Source organism: Niabella drilacis (assembly GCF_900101395.1).
GTDB lineage: Bacteria > Bacteroidota > Bacteroidia > Chitinophagales > Chitinophagaceae > Niabella > Niabella drilacis.
Genome location: NZ_FMZO01000004.1, coordinates 349,887 through 368,992, shown reverse-complemented (window position 1 = coordinate 368,992; position 19,106 = coordinate 349,887). Strand labels below are relative to the sequence as shown.

Annotated in this window: 13 protein-coding genes; 5 read left to right on the top strand and 8 right to left on the bottom strand. The window is 46.9% G+C overall.

What is annotated here, in order from left to right; translation table 11 throughout:
* Positions 1-136 precede the first annotated feature (136 nt).
* The 3 genes from BLS44_RS10035 (at position 137) to BLS44_RS10025 (ending at position 5,197) form a co-directional block, all read left to right on the top strand.
* The gene (locus BLS44_RS10035) at positions 137-1,360 is read left to right on the top strand and encodes a hypothetical protein (RefSeq protein ID WP_143019715.1); all 1,224 of its coding nucleotides are present in this window, start codon (positions 137-139) and stop codon (positions 1,358-1,360) included.
* A 3-nt stretch (positions 1,361-1,363) separates the two neighbouring features.
* Positions 1,364-4,189, top strand: a complete 2,826-nt coding sequence (locus BLS44_RS10030; protein ID WP_090389930.1) for a TonB-dependent receptor — start codon at positions 1,364-1,366, stop codon at positions 4,187-4,189.
* An 87-nt stretch (positions 4,190-4,276) separates the two neighbouring features.
* Positions 4,277-5,197 carry a lipid A-modifier LpxR family protein gene (locus BLS44_RS10025; RefSeq protein ID WP_090389929.1) on the top strand — a complete coding sequence of 307 codons (921 nt, stop codon included), beginning with the start codon at positions 4,277-4,279 and terminating at the stop codon, positions 5,195-5,197.
* A gap of 141 nt (positions 5,198-5,338) precedes the next feature.
* Here BLS44_RS10025 and BLS44_RS10020 read toward each other — a convergent pair whose 3' ends face one another.
* The 3 genes from BLS44_RS10020 to prfA all read right to left on the bottom strand — a co-directional run bounded on the left by BLS44_RS10020 (position 5,339) and on the right by prfA (position 8,864).
* Entirely contained in the window at positions 5,339-6,673 is a 1,335-nt protein-coding gene (locus tag BLS44_RS10020) for a thioredoxin domain-containing protein (RefSeq protein WP_090389928.1), read from the bottom strand.
* Between the two features lie 10 nt (positions 6,674-6,683).
* On the bottom strand, positions 6,684-7,640 hold the full coding sequence (locus BLS44_RS10015; RefSeq protein ID WP_090389927.1) for an energy transducer TonB: 957 nt from the start codon (positions 7,638-7,640) through the stop codon (positions 6,684-6,686).
* Between the two features lie 159 nt (positions 7,641-7,799).
* Positions 7,800-8,864: a peptide chain release factor 1 gene (gene prfA / locus BLS44_RS10010; RefSeq protein ID WP_090389926.1), complete on the bottom strand. Its 1,065-nt coding sequence runs from the start codon at positions 8,862-8,864 to the stop codon at positions 7,800-7,802.
* Positions 8,865-9,151: 287 nt separating this feature from the next.
* Here prfA and BLS44_RS10005 point away from each other — a divergent pair, with 287 nt between their 5' ends.
* Positions 9,152-10,294, top strand: coding sequence for an amidohydrolase family protein (locus BLS44_RS10005; protein WP_090389925.1), 1,143 nt, complete (start codon positions 9,152-9,154; stop codon positions 10,292-10,294).
* Positions 10,295-10,409: 115 nt separating this feature from the next.
* Here BLS44_RS10005 and BLS44_RS10000 read toward each other — a convergent pair whose 3' ends face one another.
* Complete coding sequence (locus BLS44_RS10000) at positions 10,410-10,808, bottom strand: hypothetical protein (RefSeq protein WP_090389924.1); 399 nt, start codon at positions 10,806-10,808, stop codon at positions 10,410-10,412.
* 81 nt (positions 10,809-10,889) lie between these two features.
* Complete coding sequence (gene recO / locus BLS44_RS09995) at positions 10,890-11,648, bottom strand: DNA repair protein RecO (protein WP_090389923.1); 759 nt, start codon at positions 11,646-11,648, stop codon at positions 10,890-10,892.
* A 493-nt stretch (positions 11,649-12,141) separates the two neighbouring features.
* Here recO and BLS44_RS09985 point away from each other — a divergent pair, with 493 nt between their 5' ends.
* Entirely contained in the window at positions 12,142-14,463 is a 2,322-nt protein-coding gene (locus BLS44_RS09985) for an efflux RND transporter permease subunit (protein WP_245729172.1), read from the top strand.
* 403 nt (positions 14,464-14,866) lie between these two features.
* Here the strand turns inward: BLS44_RS09985 and BLS44_RS09980 are convergent, their stop codons facing one another.
* The 3 genes from BLS44_RS09980 to BLS44_RS09970 all read right to left on the bottom strand — a co-directional run bounded on the left by BLS44_RS09980 (position 14,867) and on the right by BLS44_RS09970 (position 18,948).
* On the bottom strand, positions 14,867-15,436 hold the full coding sequence (locus tag BLS44_RS09980) for an OmpH/Skp family outer membrane protein (RefSeq protein ID WP_090389920.1): 570 nt from the start codon (positions 15,434-15,436) through the stop codon (positions 14,867-14,869).
* A gap of 98 nt (positions 15,437-15,534) precedes the next feature.
* Positions 15,535-16,047 (bottom strand): OmpH/Skp family outer membrane protein, encoded by a 513-nt coding sequence (locus BLS44_RS09975; protein ID WP_090390010.1) that lies wholly within the window; start codon positions 16,045-16,047, stop codon positions 15,535-15,537.
* 159 nt (positions 16,048-16,206) lie between these two features.
* Positions 16,207-18,948, bottom strand: coding sequence for a BamA/OMP85 family outer membrane protein (locus BLS44_RS09970; protein ID WP_090389919.1), 2,742 nt, complete (start codon positions 18,946-18,948; stop codon positions 16,207-16,209).
* Positions 18,949-19,106: the final 158 nt, after the last annotated feature.

Genomic DNA, 19,106 nt, shown 5'->3' with positions numbered 1-19,106 from the left:
GCTTCACACGTTTGGTGGAAGCTGTATCTGAATCCGAGCTTTCAACATTGCCCCTGTCTCCTGTTTGTAAAGGCTTTCAATCTTTTGAAAAAGTTAACAGTTATCCCTTTAAATTTGGAAAACTAAATTAAAACGATTGAAACACTGTTTGTTGCCATTACTGTTCAGTTGCTTATGCCTGATAACAAAAGCACAGCCGGGTAAAATATACCTGAACCCCAAGTCACCGGCTACCGAAAGCCAATCCCGGTTTGTGGATAGTGTCCGGTTCATCACATTGGAGCTGCCGGAAGGAGCAGTCATCAGCAATTGGGATAACATGACCCTAACCAAAAAATACCTGGCTGTTATTCAGTATTCCAGCAAACAGCTGCTTTTATATACGCATGATGGACGGTTTGTAAAAAAGATCAGCTATAAAAAACTGGGCGATGATTTTTACCCGGTGTACGATAAAAAAACGGAGCAACTGCGTTTCTATGGTTCCAATAAGAATTATACATTAACGCCCAGGGACGCCATTAAAATTGAGCTGAACTTTAATAACCCCCGGAACCGGAAATATTACAAGAAATATTTGGTCGATCTGGAGGACCCGAATTTTGAAATAAAAAAAAGCACCCCCACAGAATACGATGTTAACAACATCTATTACCTGAATGATGACTACTATCATCGTTCAAGAGCCACTGCCAGTAAATTGTATAAGGATAGCGTTGGCTATGAACTGAAAATATATAAAAACAACAAGCTGGTAAAACAGTATTTTCCCTACAACCAGACAAAAGAGCCCAGGTTCCTGTACGATGAGAGTTATGTTGCAGCATCTGAATCGCCCGACCCTAAAACGATGTTTATAACCCGGGCCTATTGCGATACCATATATAAAATAACCGGAGATAGTGTGTTCCCTGCTTACCAGGTGGTGATGCCACTGGAAAATGCCCTGCCCTCCAGCTATTTCACCCAGCCGTTCAAAAACAAGGCCGAGTGGGATAATTTCCGCCAAAACAATAACTGGATGTTCCGCCAGGTGTACCGGTTCGTAGAAACACCCGGGTACTTTTTCTTTTCGGCAGCGTTTCTTTACAACTATGGCCTTTACATTTACGACAAAAAAAAGCAGATCGCCTATCAGACCTCGAAAATAAAGGCGGACAGTACCACCTTTTTTATAAACATTATACCCGGCAGCAATATCGACTATCAGAACGGTTTTTTTTACAAGCTCATCGCCCCGGAGGTTATTCGCGAATCTTATAAACCGGTTGCCGGCAAAACAGCGCCAGCCGCCATTGAAGCCATTGTCAATAAAAAATCAAACGCAGCAATACTTGCTGTTTTCAACATGAAAAACTAACGCATGAGGCCCATTATATTCGCCATTTTTTTGCTGCTTACCGGTACCATTTCCTACAGCCAAACAGGCAAGCTAACCGGACTGGTAACTGACTCTGCCAGCAATACACCGCTGGAATCTGCCACGGTCACCATTTTCCGGAAGGACTCCGGTATGGTAACCTATAAGCTCACTGACAAAAACGGGAACTATTTATTGGAGAACTTGCCTACAACAGATTCATTGCTGCTCGATATCAGCTACGTTGGGTACCGCGCCCACCGGCAAACGTTGCGCATAACGCATTCAAAGACCGATACCGTAAACGCCGCTTTAGCCATCGGCTTTGATGAAAAAGATAATGTCACCGTGAATGCTGTGATACCGGTAAAAATGGAAGGGGACACCCTGGTCATCAATCCCGCAGCATTTAAGATGAAGCCCGATGCGGTCGCCGAAGAGCTATTAACCCAGGTGCCGGGCGTGGTGGTCTGGTCCGACGGCTCTATTACTGTAAACGGAAGATCAGTAAAGAACCTGTTAGTAGATGGAAAACAATTTATGGGATCCTCTGACCCGAAAATAGCCACTCAAAACCTGCCCAAGACCGCCATCGATAAAATTCAATTGTACCAGGAGTATGATCGGTCCAAGATCGGGCAACAGAAAACGGCACAGGATTCTGTGCTTACGATGAATATCAAACTAAAAGAGGAAAGCAAAAAAGGCTACTTTGGTAAGATAACGGGTGGCTATGGAACAGACCACCGCTATGAGGCAAATATTTCCTACCAGATATATGACAAGAGGCGGAGCCTGGGCATTGGAGGAGGCATTAATAACATCAATAAAAATATCGAAAACCTGCAGGAACTGTTCCAGAACAATACTTACCGGACCTATAACCCCAACCTGGATTATGTAGGTCAATTTGGTTCCAATGGCCTGAACAGAAACCATTCGATTGGCGCGGTATATACACAGGATTTTAATAAGGTTCTCAATTCAAGGCAAAACAACCGCATAACCCTTAATTATAATAAATCGGGAACAGACGCTTACATTACCAATCAGAATTTACAAAACCGCACCACAGCGGATAACCCGCAGTTCATCAAAGACGAAAGCGTACAAAATGACTGGAGAAGCAAACATGTATTTGGAGCAGATTATTCCAAAACAAGCAGCTACAGTGACAACCTGCATATTAACGGAAATGTGGAATTCAACCAGAACCGGGGTAACACCAAACGTTTTACGGAGGTCAGCGATACTTCGGGACAGTTGCAGAGCACCAACGATATCAACACTATTTCCCGGGGCAGATCCGATGCCGAGCGGCTGAGCTTCAGCTATAGCAAATCTGACTGGCAGGAGCCGCTGAAAAATATCAATATTTCATTGAACGGCGGAAACAACAATTCTATCTCCGAAAGAGATGTGGTCAGCCGTTTTAATTCCTTTACCGATGCCGGGAACGACACTACCTACAATCGTCATTATAAAAACGACAATAATGGGATCAACCTGTCGGGCGATATCAACTATAATGGATTTAAACGGTTGTTGCTGGGGCGTTATAATTTTTTTGGTATTGACCTCGGTCTATCCCAGCGGTTCAGCTACAATAAACAAACAAACCGGGCCTATGTGTCGGACTTTGACAGTATAGCCGGGCAACTCGTTATCAATAACCGGCTTACCAATTCCAATACCAGAGAACTGCTGGAATACGCGCCTCAACTTTATATCAACAAAAGTTTTTTTAAATGGAGCGAGCGGATGAACCGTTCAATAAGTTTTAGTACCCAGCTGATTGACGACCTGAAATCAGAACGCAACCACTCTTCCATCGCTGAGCGGAATCTCAACCGGTCCTTCCAATTTTTCAGATACCAAGGAGATATTAGGTATAGTTACTCCCAGTCCAATAAGTCACGGCTCTATGGGGGCCTGTCGTATGAAAAAAATTTCGATTACCCCTCCATTGACCAGTTGTATACCATTACGGACGACATCAACGCCTATTCTATCAGATATGGGAATCCTGATCTCAAAAACAGAACCAACCATACGCTCAGCATTAATGCCAATTTTAATACGGAAAATCAGAAGTCTCTTTATTCAATCAATGGCGGGCTCTATGGCAACTACCGGAAAACAATAGATCCCATATCCGATAGTGTAATCAATGACAAGGAGTCCGGAAAACGTTTTTATTACTCAATAAACGCAGACAAAAGTTCTAATGCCAACCTGAATTACAACTTCAATATTGCCCGTAAGCTGGGCAAAAGCAGCCTTCAACTGAGGTATAACGGCTACCAGAACTATTCCGTTTTGCCCAATTACATCGATGGATTATATACCAACAGCCGTAACAATTCTATCAGCAATAATTTAAACCTGCAATTTTCACTGCGCGCCCTGTTGGTGCTCAACATCGGCGAATCCTTTCAAACCAACCGGTCCAAACAAACTGCCGCCGGGCTCTCTTCCTTTAAAAACACCGGCAATACCACAAAATTCGGGGCCACACTCAACCTTCCCAAAAGCATAACCCTTAGCAGCACATTTAATATCACCAATAATACCGGGTTAAATAAGACGATGCACTTGTGGAATGCCTTTGCCACTTACCGGTTTATGAAACAGCAGGCGGAGTTTAAATTTTCGGCTATGGATATCTTAAAACAATATCAAAACATCAGTAACGATGTCAATTTTGACGGCACCACCACCCGTATCACCAACGGTCTGCAGCAGTACTTCCTGCTTACCTTCTCCTATTACCCGCGTAAGTTTGGAAAAAAGGAGTTAAAACAGAAAGCCACGGAACATGTTTGGTAAACCCGTTCCACGCTTCAAAAATATTACGCCCCCATTGTATTAAATGAAAAACAGTATCTATATTTGACCCCATTATTATATCAGATAATGGCCTGCTTATTCAGAACGGTGCTTCTTCTTTTTTTGACTTCTTTTTTCCTACCGGTTTCCGCGCAAACCCGGCGCCAGGTTACTATTATTTCTGAAAACGACGGGTATATTTCTGTGAACAATGATGGCTACTACACCAACGGATTAAAAGTGGCATACCAATGGAGACGCCCGCCGGCGGATGAAACACGCCGCGAAAAAATAAATGTCTTCCAGGTTGGCCAGTTCATTTATACGTCGCAATTTGCCGGCGAGGCAAAACTCGACCGGCCGATCACCGGCTATCTCTACGGCGATTTTCATCAGAAGCGGTTCAATAGCCGGCAAAACCTGCTGAAATGGGGTGTTGGCTTCGGACTGATAGGACCGCCTGCTTTTGGCAAGGAAATGCAGGAACGCGTGCACCAGGTCATGCAGATCTACAAGCCCAAGAACTGGGACAAACAGCTGCGGGCAGACTGGGGCCTGATTGCCGATCTGGGGTGGTCGCCACAGGTTGGGAAGCACGCATCACTCTTTAAAGTTAAGCCCCTGATTTCCGCAACCGCAGGCAATATCTTTACCAATGCTACCCTGGGATCGGCCTTTTTATTGGGGCGATCGAACCCCAATAATACCACCGTATTCTGGGATCATCACAATGGGAGTTCCAAAAGAGACCGGGAATATTTTGTTTATGTGTTTCCCACGGTATCATTTAAAGCCTATGATGCTACGGTACAGGGAGGAATGTTTAAGAAGGGACCCGAGCCCGTAGAAGGCCGGCTGAACCCTGTTTTTTTTCAGACCCGGATGGGTGCCATGTACTCCGGCAATAAACTCTCTCTTGGTGCCGCTGCCGTTTATGAAAGCCGGCAGTCCCTTACGCAGCTCTCTGCCCAGTGGTACGGCAGTTTGCAGGTAGGGTTTATGTGGTAGTGGTTGACAGCTGTCCGTCTTCAGCTATAAGTGCCAAAAATTCGGGAATACGCCTGGCAATAAATATGGATTTAACCAACGTTAATAGGCAAGGGGCAACAGATCATCGATTATGAAACGGATCTACCGTAAGACCATTCTCTAAAAACTACCCGCTCCCGGTCCGATCCGCTCCCCTCTTTTCATTTTCTCCAGGATCTGTGGCCATTGGGCAGTATAAGCAGCTTTCACTTTCCGGCTCCCCTCAATTGCAAGGGTTTCATAGCGGATGGCTTCTTCTTTTTTACCGGAAGCATAAAGGAGCTGAGCGTACACATGCTGGTTTACAAAACCTGGCGCCAAGGCAACGCTTTTATCAGCCCAGGATAGCGCGTTGCCCAGGTATTTGCCGGTTGAATCATTCCGGTAAAAAAAACCGGCTGCCTCAGACAGGTAACGCGCATAAACTGCTGGTGCTACCGTTTTCACCGCGGTTGCCGTACGTACCTTCAGCAAGGCCTCCGGAAGCTCATGATCTGCCGGAACAACAGACGGCTGCACAGTTGTCTCGCTCACCACAAAACGAAGATAATCGTCATAAAAGAGCACTGCCACATCAAGATACCGGGTCATATTCCTTGTATGCAGGTAGTAATACATCATCACCCTCCTTTCTGCATACAAACTTCCGGGAACATTATTATAGGTAGATGCGGCAAACTTTGCAATGCGTTCTGCAAATGCTTCGTCCCCCGTCTCCGCAGCAATCTTTACAGATTTTCCGGAGATCTGATCATTAATTCTAACGCGCTCCTCAACCGGCATCTGATACCAGGCCTCCTTGTAAAGCGGGCTGCTTACCATTATATTGTAAGCCATCGATTCAAAAACCGGCGCCTGTCTTGCTAAAAACCAGAGAACAGAAAGGGTATTAACGGAGTCCCTCGGCACCAGGCCAAGATATTCCGTCAGCAATAACCGGGTATCCTGTTCAAGGTTCGTTTTGGCAGCGATGAGCTGTTCCAGGTCTTTTATACTTTTATGATTCTGTCCAAAATAACTTTTTTCTTTTACCCTTAAGATCTCAATACTTTTTTGCCGGCTTAGGGCTTCGTTGATGAGCGAGTCAATACTTAACGGAGCACCGTAGGGTACTGCATAAACAAGCTGACCGGAACCATCTACAAACAAGATCCCCGCAGGTATTTTAAGATCAAACAACACGCGCAAATGCTCCCGTTCACCGCTTTCCGATCCGACCCTTACCGGTATAAAGGACCGGTTTATCTGCTGCTTCACTTTTCCGGAGCTCAGGTGGCGGTACAGCGTCTCGTTACAACTTTCACAATCGGCCGATGTATACAGCACGCAGATCAGCTTATCTTCCCGGGCAGCCCTGTCCAGGGCGGTTTTATAGGTTATATTCAAAAACGGCGATTGCCCGCGAAGAGCCATTGTCAAAAACGTAAGCACCAGCAGTAACCCTGTAGATTTCATAGCATATTTTTTAACGGCGGACCTGTACAAAATTTACCGGTTGTCTTCTGTATGCCTTTGCTTTCCGGTTGTGCGCATCTGTTGCAGGATTCCATTTCGGAGAAGCTTTGATGATGTCCAATGCTATTTTATCAAATGCCGGGTGAAAAGGAACGCTGGTAAAGGCATCTTCAATCCGGCCCTCTTCATCAACTATAAAGTCCACAACCACTATAGCCCTATCAGAATTTTCGATCTTATAATTGGGGGGCATTACCAGGCGGGATACAAGATAATTTTGCCAGGCGGCATTTCCCCCGGGAAAGGAAGCCGTTCTTTCTGTATTGGCGGTATCGCTGACAGGCTTTCCCAATTCAGAAAAATATTTCCGGTTTACCAGCGCCCCCTCTCTATATTCTTCTACAGAGCTCTTTGTCCCATTCCGATGATAATAGGTCCAGGCGCCGTTTTGTTTTTCCCCTGCACTTAATTTACCCGAAGATGAAATACGTCCATTCGCAAACCGCGAAAGCCGGGTGCCACTCCCATCAGGACTTAGTACAAGAGAGTCGGTCAGCTGCCCGGCGCTGTTCCATTTCAGTGAGGTTCCTGTAACCTGGCCGGTCTTATAAACCGATGAGTCGGTCAGCTGCTGGTTCCGGGCATATCCCAACCAAAGGCCTTCCCTTTTATCATCCAAAAACTTCCCGGTATGTTCGATATCTCCATCAGGGTAAAAATAGGTGAAAAAGCCGTTCTTAATTTTGCAATCCTCATCGGCATAGAGGCCCTTCATCTGTAATTTCCTTTCGTTTATATAGTAATCTTTCCGGGTCCATCCGGAGTCCGTTTTTATGGTAAGGCTGTAATAGCGTGCATTTACAGGAGCGCATTCCTTCCAACGGTAGTCAAAATACTTTTCTACTTTTTGCGCGCTGGAAAATTGTACGGCAGCAAGTATAAGCAGCAGGGGTAGTATAGGTTTCATAAATCGGGAATTATATACAGACGTCAATTTACGTGTTTTTCAGAAAAGCGCAGCTTTTTTAGATGACCGAACCAGCAACCATTCCGGGCGCGTTCTTATGCATAGCCCTGGTTACCGGGCGCTGATGGCGGCTGCTGACAGCTGAATACGAATAGCTCCCTACTCCTGCTTTGCCAGCTTTTCAGAGTTTTCTGCAAACTGCAGCTGGTCAATAAACTCCTGGATATCCCCGTTCATAAAGGCATCCAGGTTATAGGAGGTCAGGTTGATCCGGTGGTCTGTAACCCTTCCCTGGGGATAATTGTAGGTCCGGATCTTCGCACTCCGGTCCCCGGAACTCACCAGGCTTTTCCGGTGCCGGGAGATTTCTTCCTCCTGCTTCCGTACCTGCTCCTCGTATAATTTCGTACGCAGCATCTGCATGGCCTTTTCACGGTTGCCCAGCTGGGTACGTTCCGTCTGGCAGATCACCACCGTACCCGTCGGAATATGGGTCAGCATCACTTTGGTTTCCACTTTGTTTACGTTCTGACCGCCGGCCCCCCCACTACGTGCCGTTTCCATCTTCACCTCGCTCTCCTTTAACTCAAAATCGATCTCCTCGGCTTCAGGCATTACCGCAACGGTTGCTGCAGATGTGTGTACCCGGCCCTGCGTTTCCGTATCCGGAACCCGCTGTACACGATGCACTCCGCTTTCAAACTTCATGGTGCCATATACATCATCCCCGGTAACTTCCAGCTGCACTTCTTTATATCCGCCCACTGTTCCCTCGCTTTCGCTCAACACTGCGGTTTTAAATCCATGCCGCTCACAGTATTTGATATACATCCGCAAAAGATCGCCCGCAAAGAGACTGGCCTCATCACCACCGGTACCGGCGCGTATTTCCATGATCACATCCTTGCCGTCCTGCGGATCTTTAGGGATCAGCAATTGGCGGATATGCGCTTCCATCTGTTCCTTACGCTCCTCCAGGCCGGTCATTTCCTCTTTTGCCAGCTCCCGCAGTTCATCATCATCACCATTCAGCGCTTCCTTATTAAACTCCAGATCATCCAGCAGGTTTTTATAGGCATTATAGGCCGTAACGATCTTCTCCAGGCTCCGGTATTCCTTACTGGTTGCCGCAAATCTCTTGTTATTTCCCACAATCTCCGGGTTGGTGAGCGCTACACCCAATTGGTCATACTTGGCCTTTATGGCTTCCAGTTTATCTAACATCAAAAACTTTATTTTGGATCAACAGGGCGCAAAGGTAAACAATTTGAAAATCCGGGAATTTTAAAATATGGAAATGTGGAAATGATGCACCCGTTACAACTCCATGTTCCTTCTTTTGGCCGGGGGCTTTTTCGATCCCGTAAAACGGGAAAACCAACAGGCAATGATCAATAGTACAAGAAGAGCAGACGGGGTATAGCCGGAATCTTAAACGCAGAAACCCACTCTCCTGCGGTCAGCCTTCTTCCTGCCTGCATAAAATACCGTACTGATATTATCTTTGAAGTATGTATAAAAAAATAAGACCGGCACAGTTGTTTGACGGATACCGTATGCTTCCGGACAAAGTATTGATCACAGATCACAACGGAACCGTTGTGGATATTGCGGATACCGCCGATGCCGGTGATGATGTAAAAACAGTGGCTGGCATCCTGAGCCCGGGTTTTATCAATTGTCACTGCCACCTGGAGCTAAGCCATATGAAAGGGGTTATTGAGGAACATACAGGATTGTTAAAGTTTGTGAACCAGATCGTTAGTAAAAGATACGCCCATCCGGAGGCCATTCCTGCCGCCATAGAAAGCGCTGAGTTGGCCATGGTAAAAAATGGCATTGTAGCTGTTGGTGATATCTGCAATACCACGGATACCCTCTTTCAAAAAACAAAAGGGCATCTTTATTATCACAATTTTGTAGAAGTGATCGGCTTTGAGCCGGTTCAGGCACAACAGCATTTTGATAGCTACAGAGCCATTTATGACGACTATTGCCGGCATTTTGATGCTCAACAGGTGTCGTTAACCCCTCATGCGCCCTATTCCGTATCCACACCGCTGTGGAAGTTGCTGGCGGCATTTCCCGGCAATGGCTTATTAAGCATCCACAACCAGGAAACCGAAGATGAAACCGAATGGTTCCTGAACGGTACCGGTGGCTTTAAGGCCTTATATGAACGGCTTCAGCTGAACGAGGTTCCCGTTGTTCCGGAGGGAAGGACCAGCCTTCAAACCTATGGTAATTACCTGCCGCAGGGGCAACGGCTGCTGTTCATACATAATGTGTTTACCACGGCAGAAGATATCCGCTACGCACAGGACCGTTTCCCGGAAGCATCCTGGTGTCTTTGTGCCAATGCCAATTATTATATCACCAACCGGCTGCCGGATATCCCGATGTTGCAGGGAGCGGGTATTCGGCTGGTGCTGGGTACCGACAGCCTGGCGTCCAATTACAGCCTGAGCATCTGGGATGAGATCCTCCGCATCCGGCAACATTACCCGCAGATCCCGGTGGAACAAATGTTATCCTGGGCCACCATTAACGGCGCAAAGGCCCTGCAGATCCAGGATCAATATGGCAGCTTTGAAAAAGGGAAAACGCCGGGGGTTGTCCAGATCGTGAACGATACCATCAACCGGCTCGTTTAGGCCAGAACAGGAGCACTGCAGACCCGGTAAGGCCGTGGCGCCGCTCCGGTCGCATAAGCGGGCGTCAATGTACTTTAAATCCGCCGGTTCATGACAGTTCCTGCGGCGGCAGCTCCTACCGGACATTCCCGATCGAGTTCTTTGCTGTTTCGTGCCTTGTTTTTAGGCGGGTGATCTTCACGACAACCGGTTTCCGGTCCAGCACAATCGCAGCATAACCTTCAAAAGCAGTAACCAGTCCGGCCAGTTCAGACGAGCAATCGGTTTCATACACCCCATCGCCATCCAGGTCCGCCATTATCACCACTGCGGCAGGTTCGCCCCGGTTGCTGCGAACGGTATTATTATTCTGTACTGTAGTAGCCTGTGGCAGTTGCCCCGTTGTATAGGTAACACGCGTGTGATTGCTCCTGGATGCATTCTGGTTAAACGCTCTCGTTTCCTGCCCCCAGGCGGTACCCAGGATAAAAACTGCCGCAACCAGGCTTACTGTTTTTTTGATGTGCTGTGCCATGATCTTTTTTTATGGTTAAGAAATCTACCCATAGATCATCGCCGCCCTATTTTTGTTACCCGAGATGTTGGTCAACAGCAATCAGCTTAAAATTGCGCGAAGCACTGGCAGGGTTCGCAGCTTTCCAAATTCCGGCAGGTGCAGGGAATAATAGATCTCCATCAGGTCCAGCACAATGTTCCTTTTATGGGAAGACAGCTTCATACTCTTTAATTCTGCGGGAAGCCGCGCCTGCAACAGCTCGGTGATCAGCAATGCAGCTTCCCGGTCTGCGTAATAAGAATGAGCAGGCGCCTTTTCCATAAACTCTCCGCTCTGCAGGTCCAGCAAAAGCTGCGAAGAAGTAAGCAGGTCCGGCGAAGGGCTCCCCGGGGAAAAACCCAGGATACTGCACAGGTGTACGGCAAAGAAAACGGGAAAATTAGCAGTAACCGTTACCTCCGCCTCATCCAGGGCCAGCAGGCTGTCCTCCATAAATGCAAAAAGATCTTCATTGGATTCCGGTTGCCGGAGTGTTTTATGCAACAGCTCGATCATGAACAGGGCCACGCCATTTTTAAGCACATCGCTGAAAAGGTGCTGGTAGATGGCAGAAAATTTAAACTCCCGGATCCGGTTCAGCGTTCTCAACTCATTATGATACACCACCAGGTCCAAAAGGGCAGCCGGTTGAAAGAAAACGGCCTTGTTGCCACTTCTTTTACCACCGGACCGGACACCGTTTACCAGGTAGGACTGCAGCCCCAGCTTGTCCGTGTACAGGGTAACGATCACACTTGTTTCTCCATACTTCGATGTCCGGAGAACAACACCCTTTACTTTATGTAAGATATCTGCCAAATTTTGTTTACTGTCCGATACCGTTTAAAAATGTTTTTTTTAGTGCAGTTCCCGGGATCCTGCAGATTATAAAAGACCTTTTTGCACAGGTCCACATCACGATAGCTACACTCATCTTCAATACAGGAAAAAGTTTAAATAGGTTCCGTTTCCCGGCGCCCGCAAGGTAGGTTTTTTTACAAATAATGGTCATTTACCGGGCAATGATTAGTTTTGCGGTACATGAGATTGAATCAACAGCACATTGCCGCTGATGACTGTATATTGTTTTTATTGCTAATCCGGCGGGTGAAGCTATGCACTACGGCCACCCACCCCGTTTTCCGGTTCCGGCAAACAAAGTTAAAAATGTTATGCAACTCATTTGATAAATGGCACCCTGTAAACGCCCTGTTTTTTGTTTCTTTGCAACTCATTTTTTAAAGTATACCTAAATTTTATGTGGAAGCAGTCTGGCCGTTTTATTCTTAAATACCGATTCATTTTCCTGATCTTGCTAGCCATTATAACCGCTATTTCCGGATTTTGGGCCAGTAAAGTAGGGTTGAGTTACGAGTTTTCCAAAGCGATTCCCACGAATAACCCCGTAAATATCGCCTACCAGGAATTTAAAAAGAAATACGGGGAGGATGGCAACCTGCTTGTAGCAGGCATCCAGACCGAACAGTTGTTTTCTGAAAAAATATTCAATGCCTACTTACAGCTCCAGGCCGGTTTAAAAAACATACCCGGTGTAGAAGATGTGATCAGCGTACCCACGGCGATCAACCTGGTTAAAGATGTGGCAACCGAGAAACTAACCGTAAAAAAAATATTCCCCGGGGGCACACTAAGCCAGGCACAGATCGATACCGGCGCCGCTGCTTTTAAAAGGCTCCCTTTTTACCAGGGGCTTTTATATAATCCACAAACCCATTCCTACCTGATGGGGCTGCGGATGAATAAACAAGTGATCAACTCTGCAAAAAGAGATGCCGCTATTGCGGCAGTAAAAGCACAGACCGCTGTTTTTTCCGGCGCCACGGGTATCGATGTTAAACTAAGTGGATTGCCTTATATCCGGACCATACTGGCAGCGCGCATTGCGCATGAAATGCAATATTTCCTGGTAGCCTCTATTGTGCTTTCTGCGATCATCCTCCTGCTGTTCTTCCGTTCCTTCAGCTCCATGCTGCTTTCTCTTTCCGTAGTGATCATTGGTGTACTGTTCAGTCTTGGCACCATGCATTTGCTGCATTACAGTATTACGCTTTTAACGGCGCTGATCCCACCGCTTATTGTAGTGATCGGTATCCCGAACTGTATTTACTTCCTCAATAAATTCCATACCAGCTGGAATGAGCTCACAGAGGGGCTTACCGATGAGGAGATCCAGGCCCGCAAGACCTCGCTGAAAAAACAGGCGATCGAAAACATGGTGGGCAAAATGGGGATCGTTACCCTGTTCTGCAACCTGGCCGCGGCCGTGGGCTTTGCCGTATTTGCGCTTACAAAAAGCGAGATCCTGCAGGAATTTGGCGTTGTGGCAGGGATTAACATCATGCTGCTTTTCTTTATTTCGCTGATCCTGATCCCCGCTGTGCTGAGTTTCTTACCTGCGCCCAAATCCAAACATACCCGTTATTTGTTCAATCCGCGGCTGAACCGCTGGCTGAGCCGGTTGGAACGCTGGTCCATCAATCACCGGAAACTGGTCTATGCAGTAACATTCCTGGTGATCGCCATCACCACTATCGGTATTTTCCGGCTGAAGAGCAATGCGCACATGGTGGACGACGTACCGCACAACGATAAGATCTATACAGACCTTAAGTTCTTTGAAAACAATTTCAAAGGTGTGATGCCACTGGAGATCCTTGTGGATACGAAGAAAAAGATGGGTGTTACACGCAACTTTAACAACCTGGCCCGGATCGATTCCCTGGCGCAATACCTGGCTTCAAAACCCGAAATTGCCCGTCCCCTGAGCATTACCGAGGGATTAAAATTTGCCAAACAGGCTTTTTATGAAGGCGACCCTTCCAACTATTCCATGCCATCAGAATTTGAGCTGCCCGGGCTGGCCCAGTACCTGAATATCGGCCGGGATTCCGGTGGGGCATCCAATTCCTCTTTTACGCGGCTGCTTTCCAGCTTTATGGACAGTGCCCGCCAGGAAGCCCGTATCAGCGTTAACATGGCAGATGTGGGGTCACACCGGTTGCCGGAACTGATGAGCGACATCAGCAAGCGCATTAACCAGCTGTTCCCCGAAAAGGACTACAAGGTCAAGCTCACCGGTACTTCCATTACTTTTCTTGAAGGCGGGCAGTTTATCATCGACGGGCTAAAAGAGAGCATTTTCTGGGCTTTCCTGCTCATTGCACTTTGTATGTTATACCTGTTTAAGTCACTGCGTATCCTGCTCTGCTCACTGATCCCCAATATCATTCCACTGGTGATCACAGCCGGCATCATGGGCTGGGCCGGTGTTCCGTTAAAGCCCAGCACCGTATTGATCTTTAGTGTGGCACTGGGCATCGCCATCGATATCACGATCCGGTTTCTTGTTAATTATAAGCAGGAACTACCGCTGCATCAGAACAATGTTTCCGCTACCGTGATACAAACCATTCACAGTACCGGCATCAGCATCCTGTATACGTCTATTGTACTCATCGCCGGTTTTGTCATTTTCTGCTTCAGCAATTTTGGCGGTACCCAGGCCCTTGGCTGGCTCACCTCCCTTACCCTTATTACCGCCACTTTCACCAACCTGATCTTATTGCCGGCATTGCTGATCAGCTTTTCGAAGAAAAAAGAAAACAGTAAATAGAGCGGCCCCGGCATAATGCCCGACGCCGGAAGGCCCTCCTGTAATCAAACGTTTTGTAATCGGGCAATCTGGTTACAGATCGTTTGATGATCATTTTGTGATCAACATTTTCAATTGACGTGAAGGATGCGCAACAGGCCCTGCCATGGTGTACCCTAAAACATGACCGCGGCCGCCGGACCCAAAGCCACATCCAAATAAACTCCGGCCAGCCGGCACCTGCATTGCCTGCAGGATCGCTTTCAGGCTCCCGGACATTCGTTTTATCTCCCTCCGTTCATACACCTGGCCGGCAGCTACCGCTGCATCAATCAGCTTCCGAAATCGCTCTTCGGGAGTACTCCAATAAAGAAAGCGGACTGGTTTTACCAGTCCGCTTTCTTATATCTTTTGTGAAAAATGCTTACTTCTTAGCCGCAGGTTTTGCTGCCGGTTTGGGAGCACCACCCGCAGGAGCCGCTCCGGGAGCACCAGCAGGCTTAATACCCAGTTTTTCGGCAATAGCCATGGTCAGGTCATCAGCGGGAGGCATTACCAGAAATGCACCCGGCTGTAACACATACGTATACCCCTTTTCTTTTGCCACAGCATTCAAAGCGTCCTGTGCCTTTTTAACCAGGGGGCCAAACAATTCGGCTTGCTTTGCCTGGTTGCGCTGGGTAGCATAATCCTGCCAGCCCTGCAGGGTACGCTGCAATGTGCCTACTTCTTTTTCCAGGGTAGCTTTTACGGAAGGCGAAGTTGCCTTTTTCATAGCACTGTCTTTGTCAACAAACTCTTTATACAACTGCTCATATTCACCGCCTATAGAATCCTGGTAAAACTGTTGCAGCTGTTGCTGTTTTCCCTGGAATTCGGGCAGGTTGGCGATAAGAGCATCCAGATCAGCAGTACCAATCTTTTGTGCAGAAACCATAGAACCGGAAGCGATGACCATACCGAGCGCCAGAGCAAGAAATTTTATACGTTTCATTTAAGTTTTTTTGTTTGTCCGTTCCGCAATAGCAGCGGTGGGACAGGTTTTTTAAGTTTATTTTTTATGAATGAATTGTTTCAGAAGTGCTGACGGATCTATTTTACCGAAAGTAACTTTAATACTTCATCACTCTTGTCCAATTTCGGGTCGGCAAATATAATGGATTTCCCCTCACTTTTATCCAAAACCAGGTCATATCCCCGGTCGATCACCAGTTTTTGCACAGCGCGGTTTACCTTTTCCTGCAGGGGAGCCATCAGCTCCTGTCGCTTCTTAAACAAATCGCCTTCAAAACCAAAGCGTTGCTTCTGCAGGTCTCTCAACTCCCGCTCTTTATTAAAAAGATCATCTTCCTTTTTTCTCTTGGCATCTGCGCTCAGCATGGTCCCCTGGGAATCATATTCATCATATGCTTTATCCAGCGCTTCCTGCTTCAGGTCAATTTCTTTTTGCCAGGTAGCCGCCATCTTGTCTATCGAGTTCTGCACCTGCTTGTATTCCGGCATTTTATCAAATATATAGCGGGTATCGATGATGATATATTTTTGAGCCATTGCAGCGGACGCTGAAAACAAAAGCCCCATAACCAGTACAACTAATTGTTTCATGTGTATATTTTTTATTGATTTTAGCCATCCCGAAGGTCCGGGGGATTTTGTATAAAAACTTTCATCGCGTTGAATATTCATCGGCCCGAAAATTTTTATCGTCATTTTATATACAAATTGGTCTTTCTACATGATAGATGCAAAACGTAGTAAAAAGGTTTACTCCGGTTCAAACCCAAGCATAAATGTGAACTTGCCGGCATTCTTCAGCCCCTGGCCAGGCACCAGGCGGTCAATACCAATACCATAGTCAAACCCGAGCAGCCCGAACATCGGCAGGTAAAAACGCATACCCAGGCCTACGCTGCGGCGCAATTTAAATGGATTATACTCCTTATAATCGTGCCAGCCGTTAGCCGCTTCAAAAAAGGCGAGGCCGTAAATGGTACTTCCCGGGTTGGTTACCAGCGGGTAACGCAGTTCTGCCTGGTATTTGTTAAAAATAATGAACATGTTCCGGGTGTCACCTCCGCTTCCGTTATCCGGGTTTACGGTGGGATCCGAGCTGTTGTAGATCGGGTAACCACGCTGGGCAATGATATCAAAACCGGTTAAGGAATAAGTATTACTCATACCGGCATCACCCAACTGAAAGCGTTCGAAAGGCGAATAGTTCAGGTTTTTATTATACCGGCCCATAAAACCGTATTTAGCAGCCAGCTTCAGCACAAACTGCCGGTTCTTGTCTTCTCCCTTCGGGCGGCCCAGCGGTACATACCATTGTGCCCCAAAGCGCCATTTGTGATATTCCACGTTCTTGTACTGGGCCGAATCTGCTATTAATACCGAAGATTTGAAAGCGGAGTAAGGCGGTGTGGCCTGCACACTTGCCGTAAGCTCACTACCACTCCGGGGGAATATGGGGTCCGATACCGAAGACCGGCTGAGGCTCAGCTTAAAGCTCAGGTTGTTTGATGTTCCGTCATTAAAAGGAAGCCCGTACTGGTAACCCATCTTCTTTACTTTATACCGGGTATAGGCAACCGTATAACCGATCGTAAAATAATCATCCGGCCATTTCAGCACTTTGCCCAGTCCCACGCTGATCCCGTTAACTGTAAGGGAGGTATCTTTTGAAAACCGGTAACCGCCGCTCCGGTAGGGATCATAAAAGGATGCGTTATATTTGGTATTGTTGTAACCCAGGGTCAGCGAGGTCCTTTTCTTGCCACCCAGCCAGGGTTCGGTAAAGGAGAAGTTATAGGACCGGTATACGCGGCCATTCGATTGCACCCGGAGGCTCAGCTTCTGGCCATCGCCCACCGGCAACGGATCCCAGGCTTCTTTTTTCCAGATGTTTTTAATGGAAAAGTTGTTAAAGGTAACCCCCAGTGTTCCGGTAAGACCGATCCCCCCGCCCCATCCGGCAGAAAGCTCCAGCTGGTCGGAAGATTTTTCTTTCAGTTTCCAGTTAATATCCACCGTTCCTTCTGCCATGTTAGGTAACGGCTGCGGGTTAATGGATTCCGTTTCAAAATAGTTCAGCGCATTCAGTTCCCGGATCGAACGCATCAGGTCTGTCCGGCTGAACAGTTCTCCGGGAAGGGTCCGCAACTCTCTCCGGATCACATGATCCTTGGTGCGCTCATTGCCCATGATCACTACATTCTTGATCCGCGCAATGGGGCCTTCCACGATCCGGATCTCATGATCAATCGTGTCATTGTAAATACGGGTTTCCACGGGTGTTACCTGAAAAAACAGGTAGCCTTCATCGTTGTAAAGTGTGGTGATGTCATATACATCCTGGCTGGGCTCCAGTCCCAGCTTTTTGTTCAGCACGCTCGCATCATACGCATCCCCTTTGGCGATGCCCAGTATGTTGTTCAGCAATGTATCAGAGAACTTGGAATTCCCCTTCCAGGTAAGATTCCCAAAATAATATTTATGCCCTTCATTTACTTTAAGATCCACATACATGCGGTTATTCTGGATCACCTGTGTATCGGCAATGATCTGGGCATCGCGGTATCCCCTTGAGTTAAAGTATTTGAGTACTTTATCTTTATCTTCAGCGTATTTCTTATTATTGAACTTTGAGGAGCTGAAGAACTTGAACCGGAAATACGGGTCCAGCACTTTCAGCGTCTTTGTTCCGGTAAGGAATCCCCATTCATCCATATATTCATTAAAACTATATACCTGCCGGGGACCATAGGGACTTACATATTTTGAAGGATACAGGGACATACGGGTCATTTCCTTGGTACCTTTCATTTGCTTCTTCAGTTTAGTAGCGTCTACGCTTTCGTTGCCGAAGAAGTTCACCTCATCAATTTTGACCTTTTTTCCCTTATTGATCTTGATCGTAAGAAACGTGGAGTTGGGGTAAACCGGGTCTTTGGACTCATCGAGGTTGGTCACTACATCATAATATCCTTTATCTTCAAAATAGGTTTTTACCACCTGGTGTATGTTCTGCCGGGTTCCTTCTGAGAGAATACGTTGTTTTACAAGCCCGATCTTCTTGGTCAATTCCTCAATTTCTGTCTTTTTGACCCCTTCAAATTTGAAGTTTCCCAAACGGGGCCGTTCTGTAACGGCAATTTCGATGCTTACTTTTTCATTATCCACATGTGTTACAAACACCTTTACATCTGCAAAAAGTTGATTTTTCCAGAGGCTTTGGATAGCTCTTGAAAAGATATCAGAGTTGGGGTATATGAATTGCTGGCCTTTCTGGATGCCCGAAACGGACAAAACAATCGACGAGTCGAGATTCGTGGCTCCTGTTACCTTTACGTCGGCAATCACATATTCCCGGGGGGTCGTGGTTTCCAGGAACTCTTTCAGCCTGGGATCAACGGAAGTGACCGGCGTGGTGTCTACCTGTGCATAGGTATGATGTACCGCAAAAGTAAATATGGATAAAATACAAACTTTGTATATAAAAAAACGCATATAAGGGTTAATGTATTACGGTAATCAATTTTATTTTGCAAAGCAGGAAGCCCTTAGTTTCCTAAATCTGCTACGATCTGTTGCCAGCCCGGTACCCACGCACTTCATTCCTATTGCGGCGGCAAATTAAGGGTAAAATTTGGAAACTGTATGTTAAA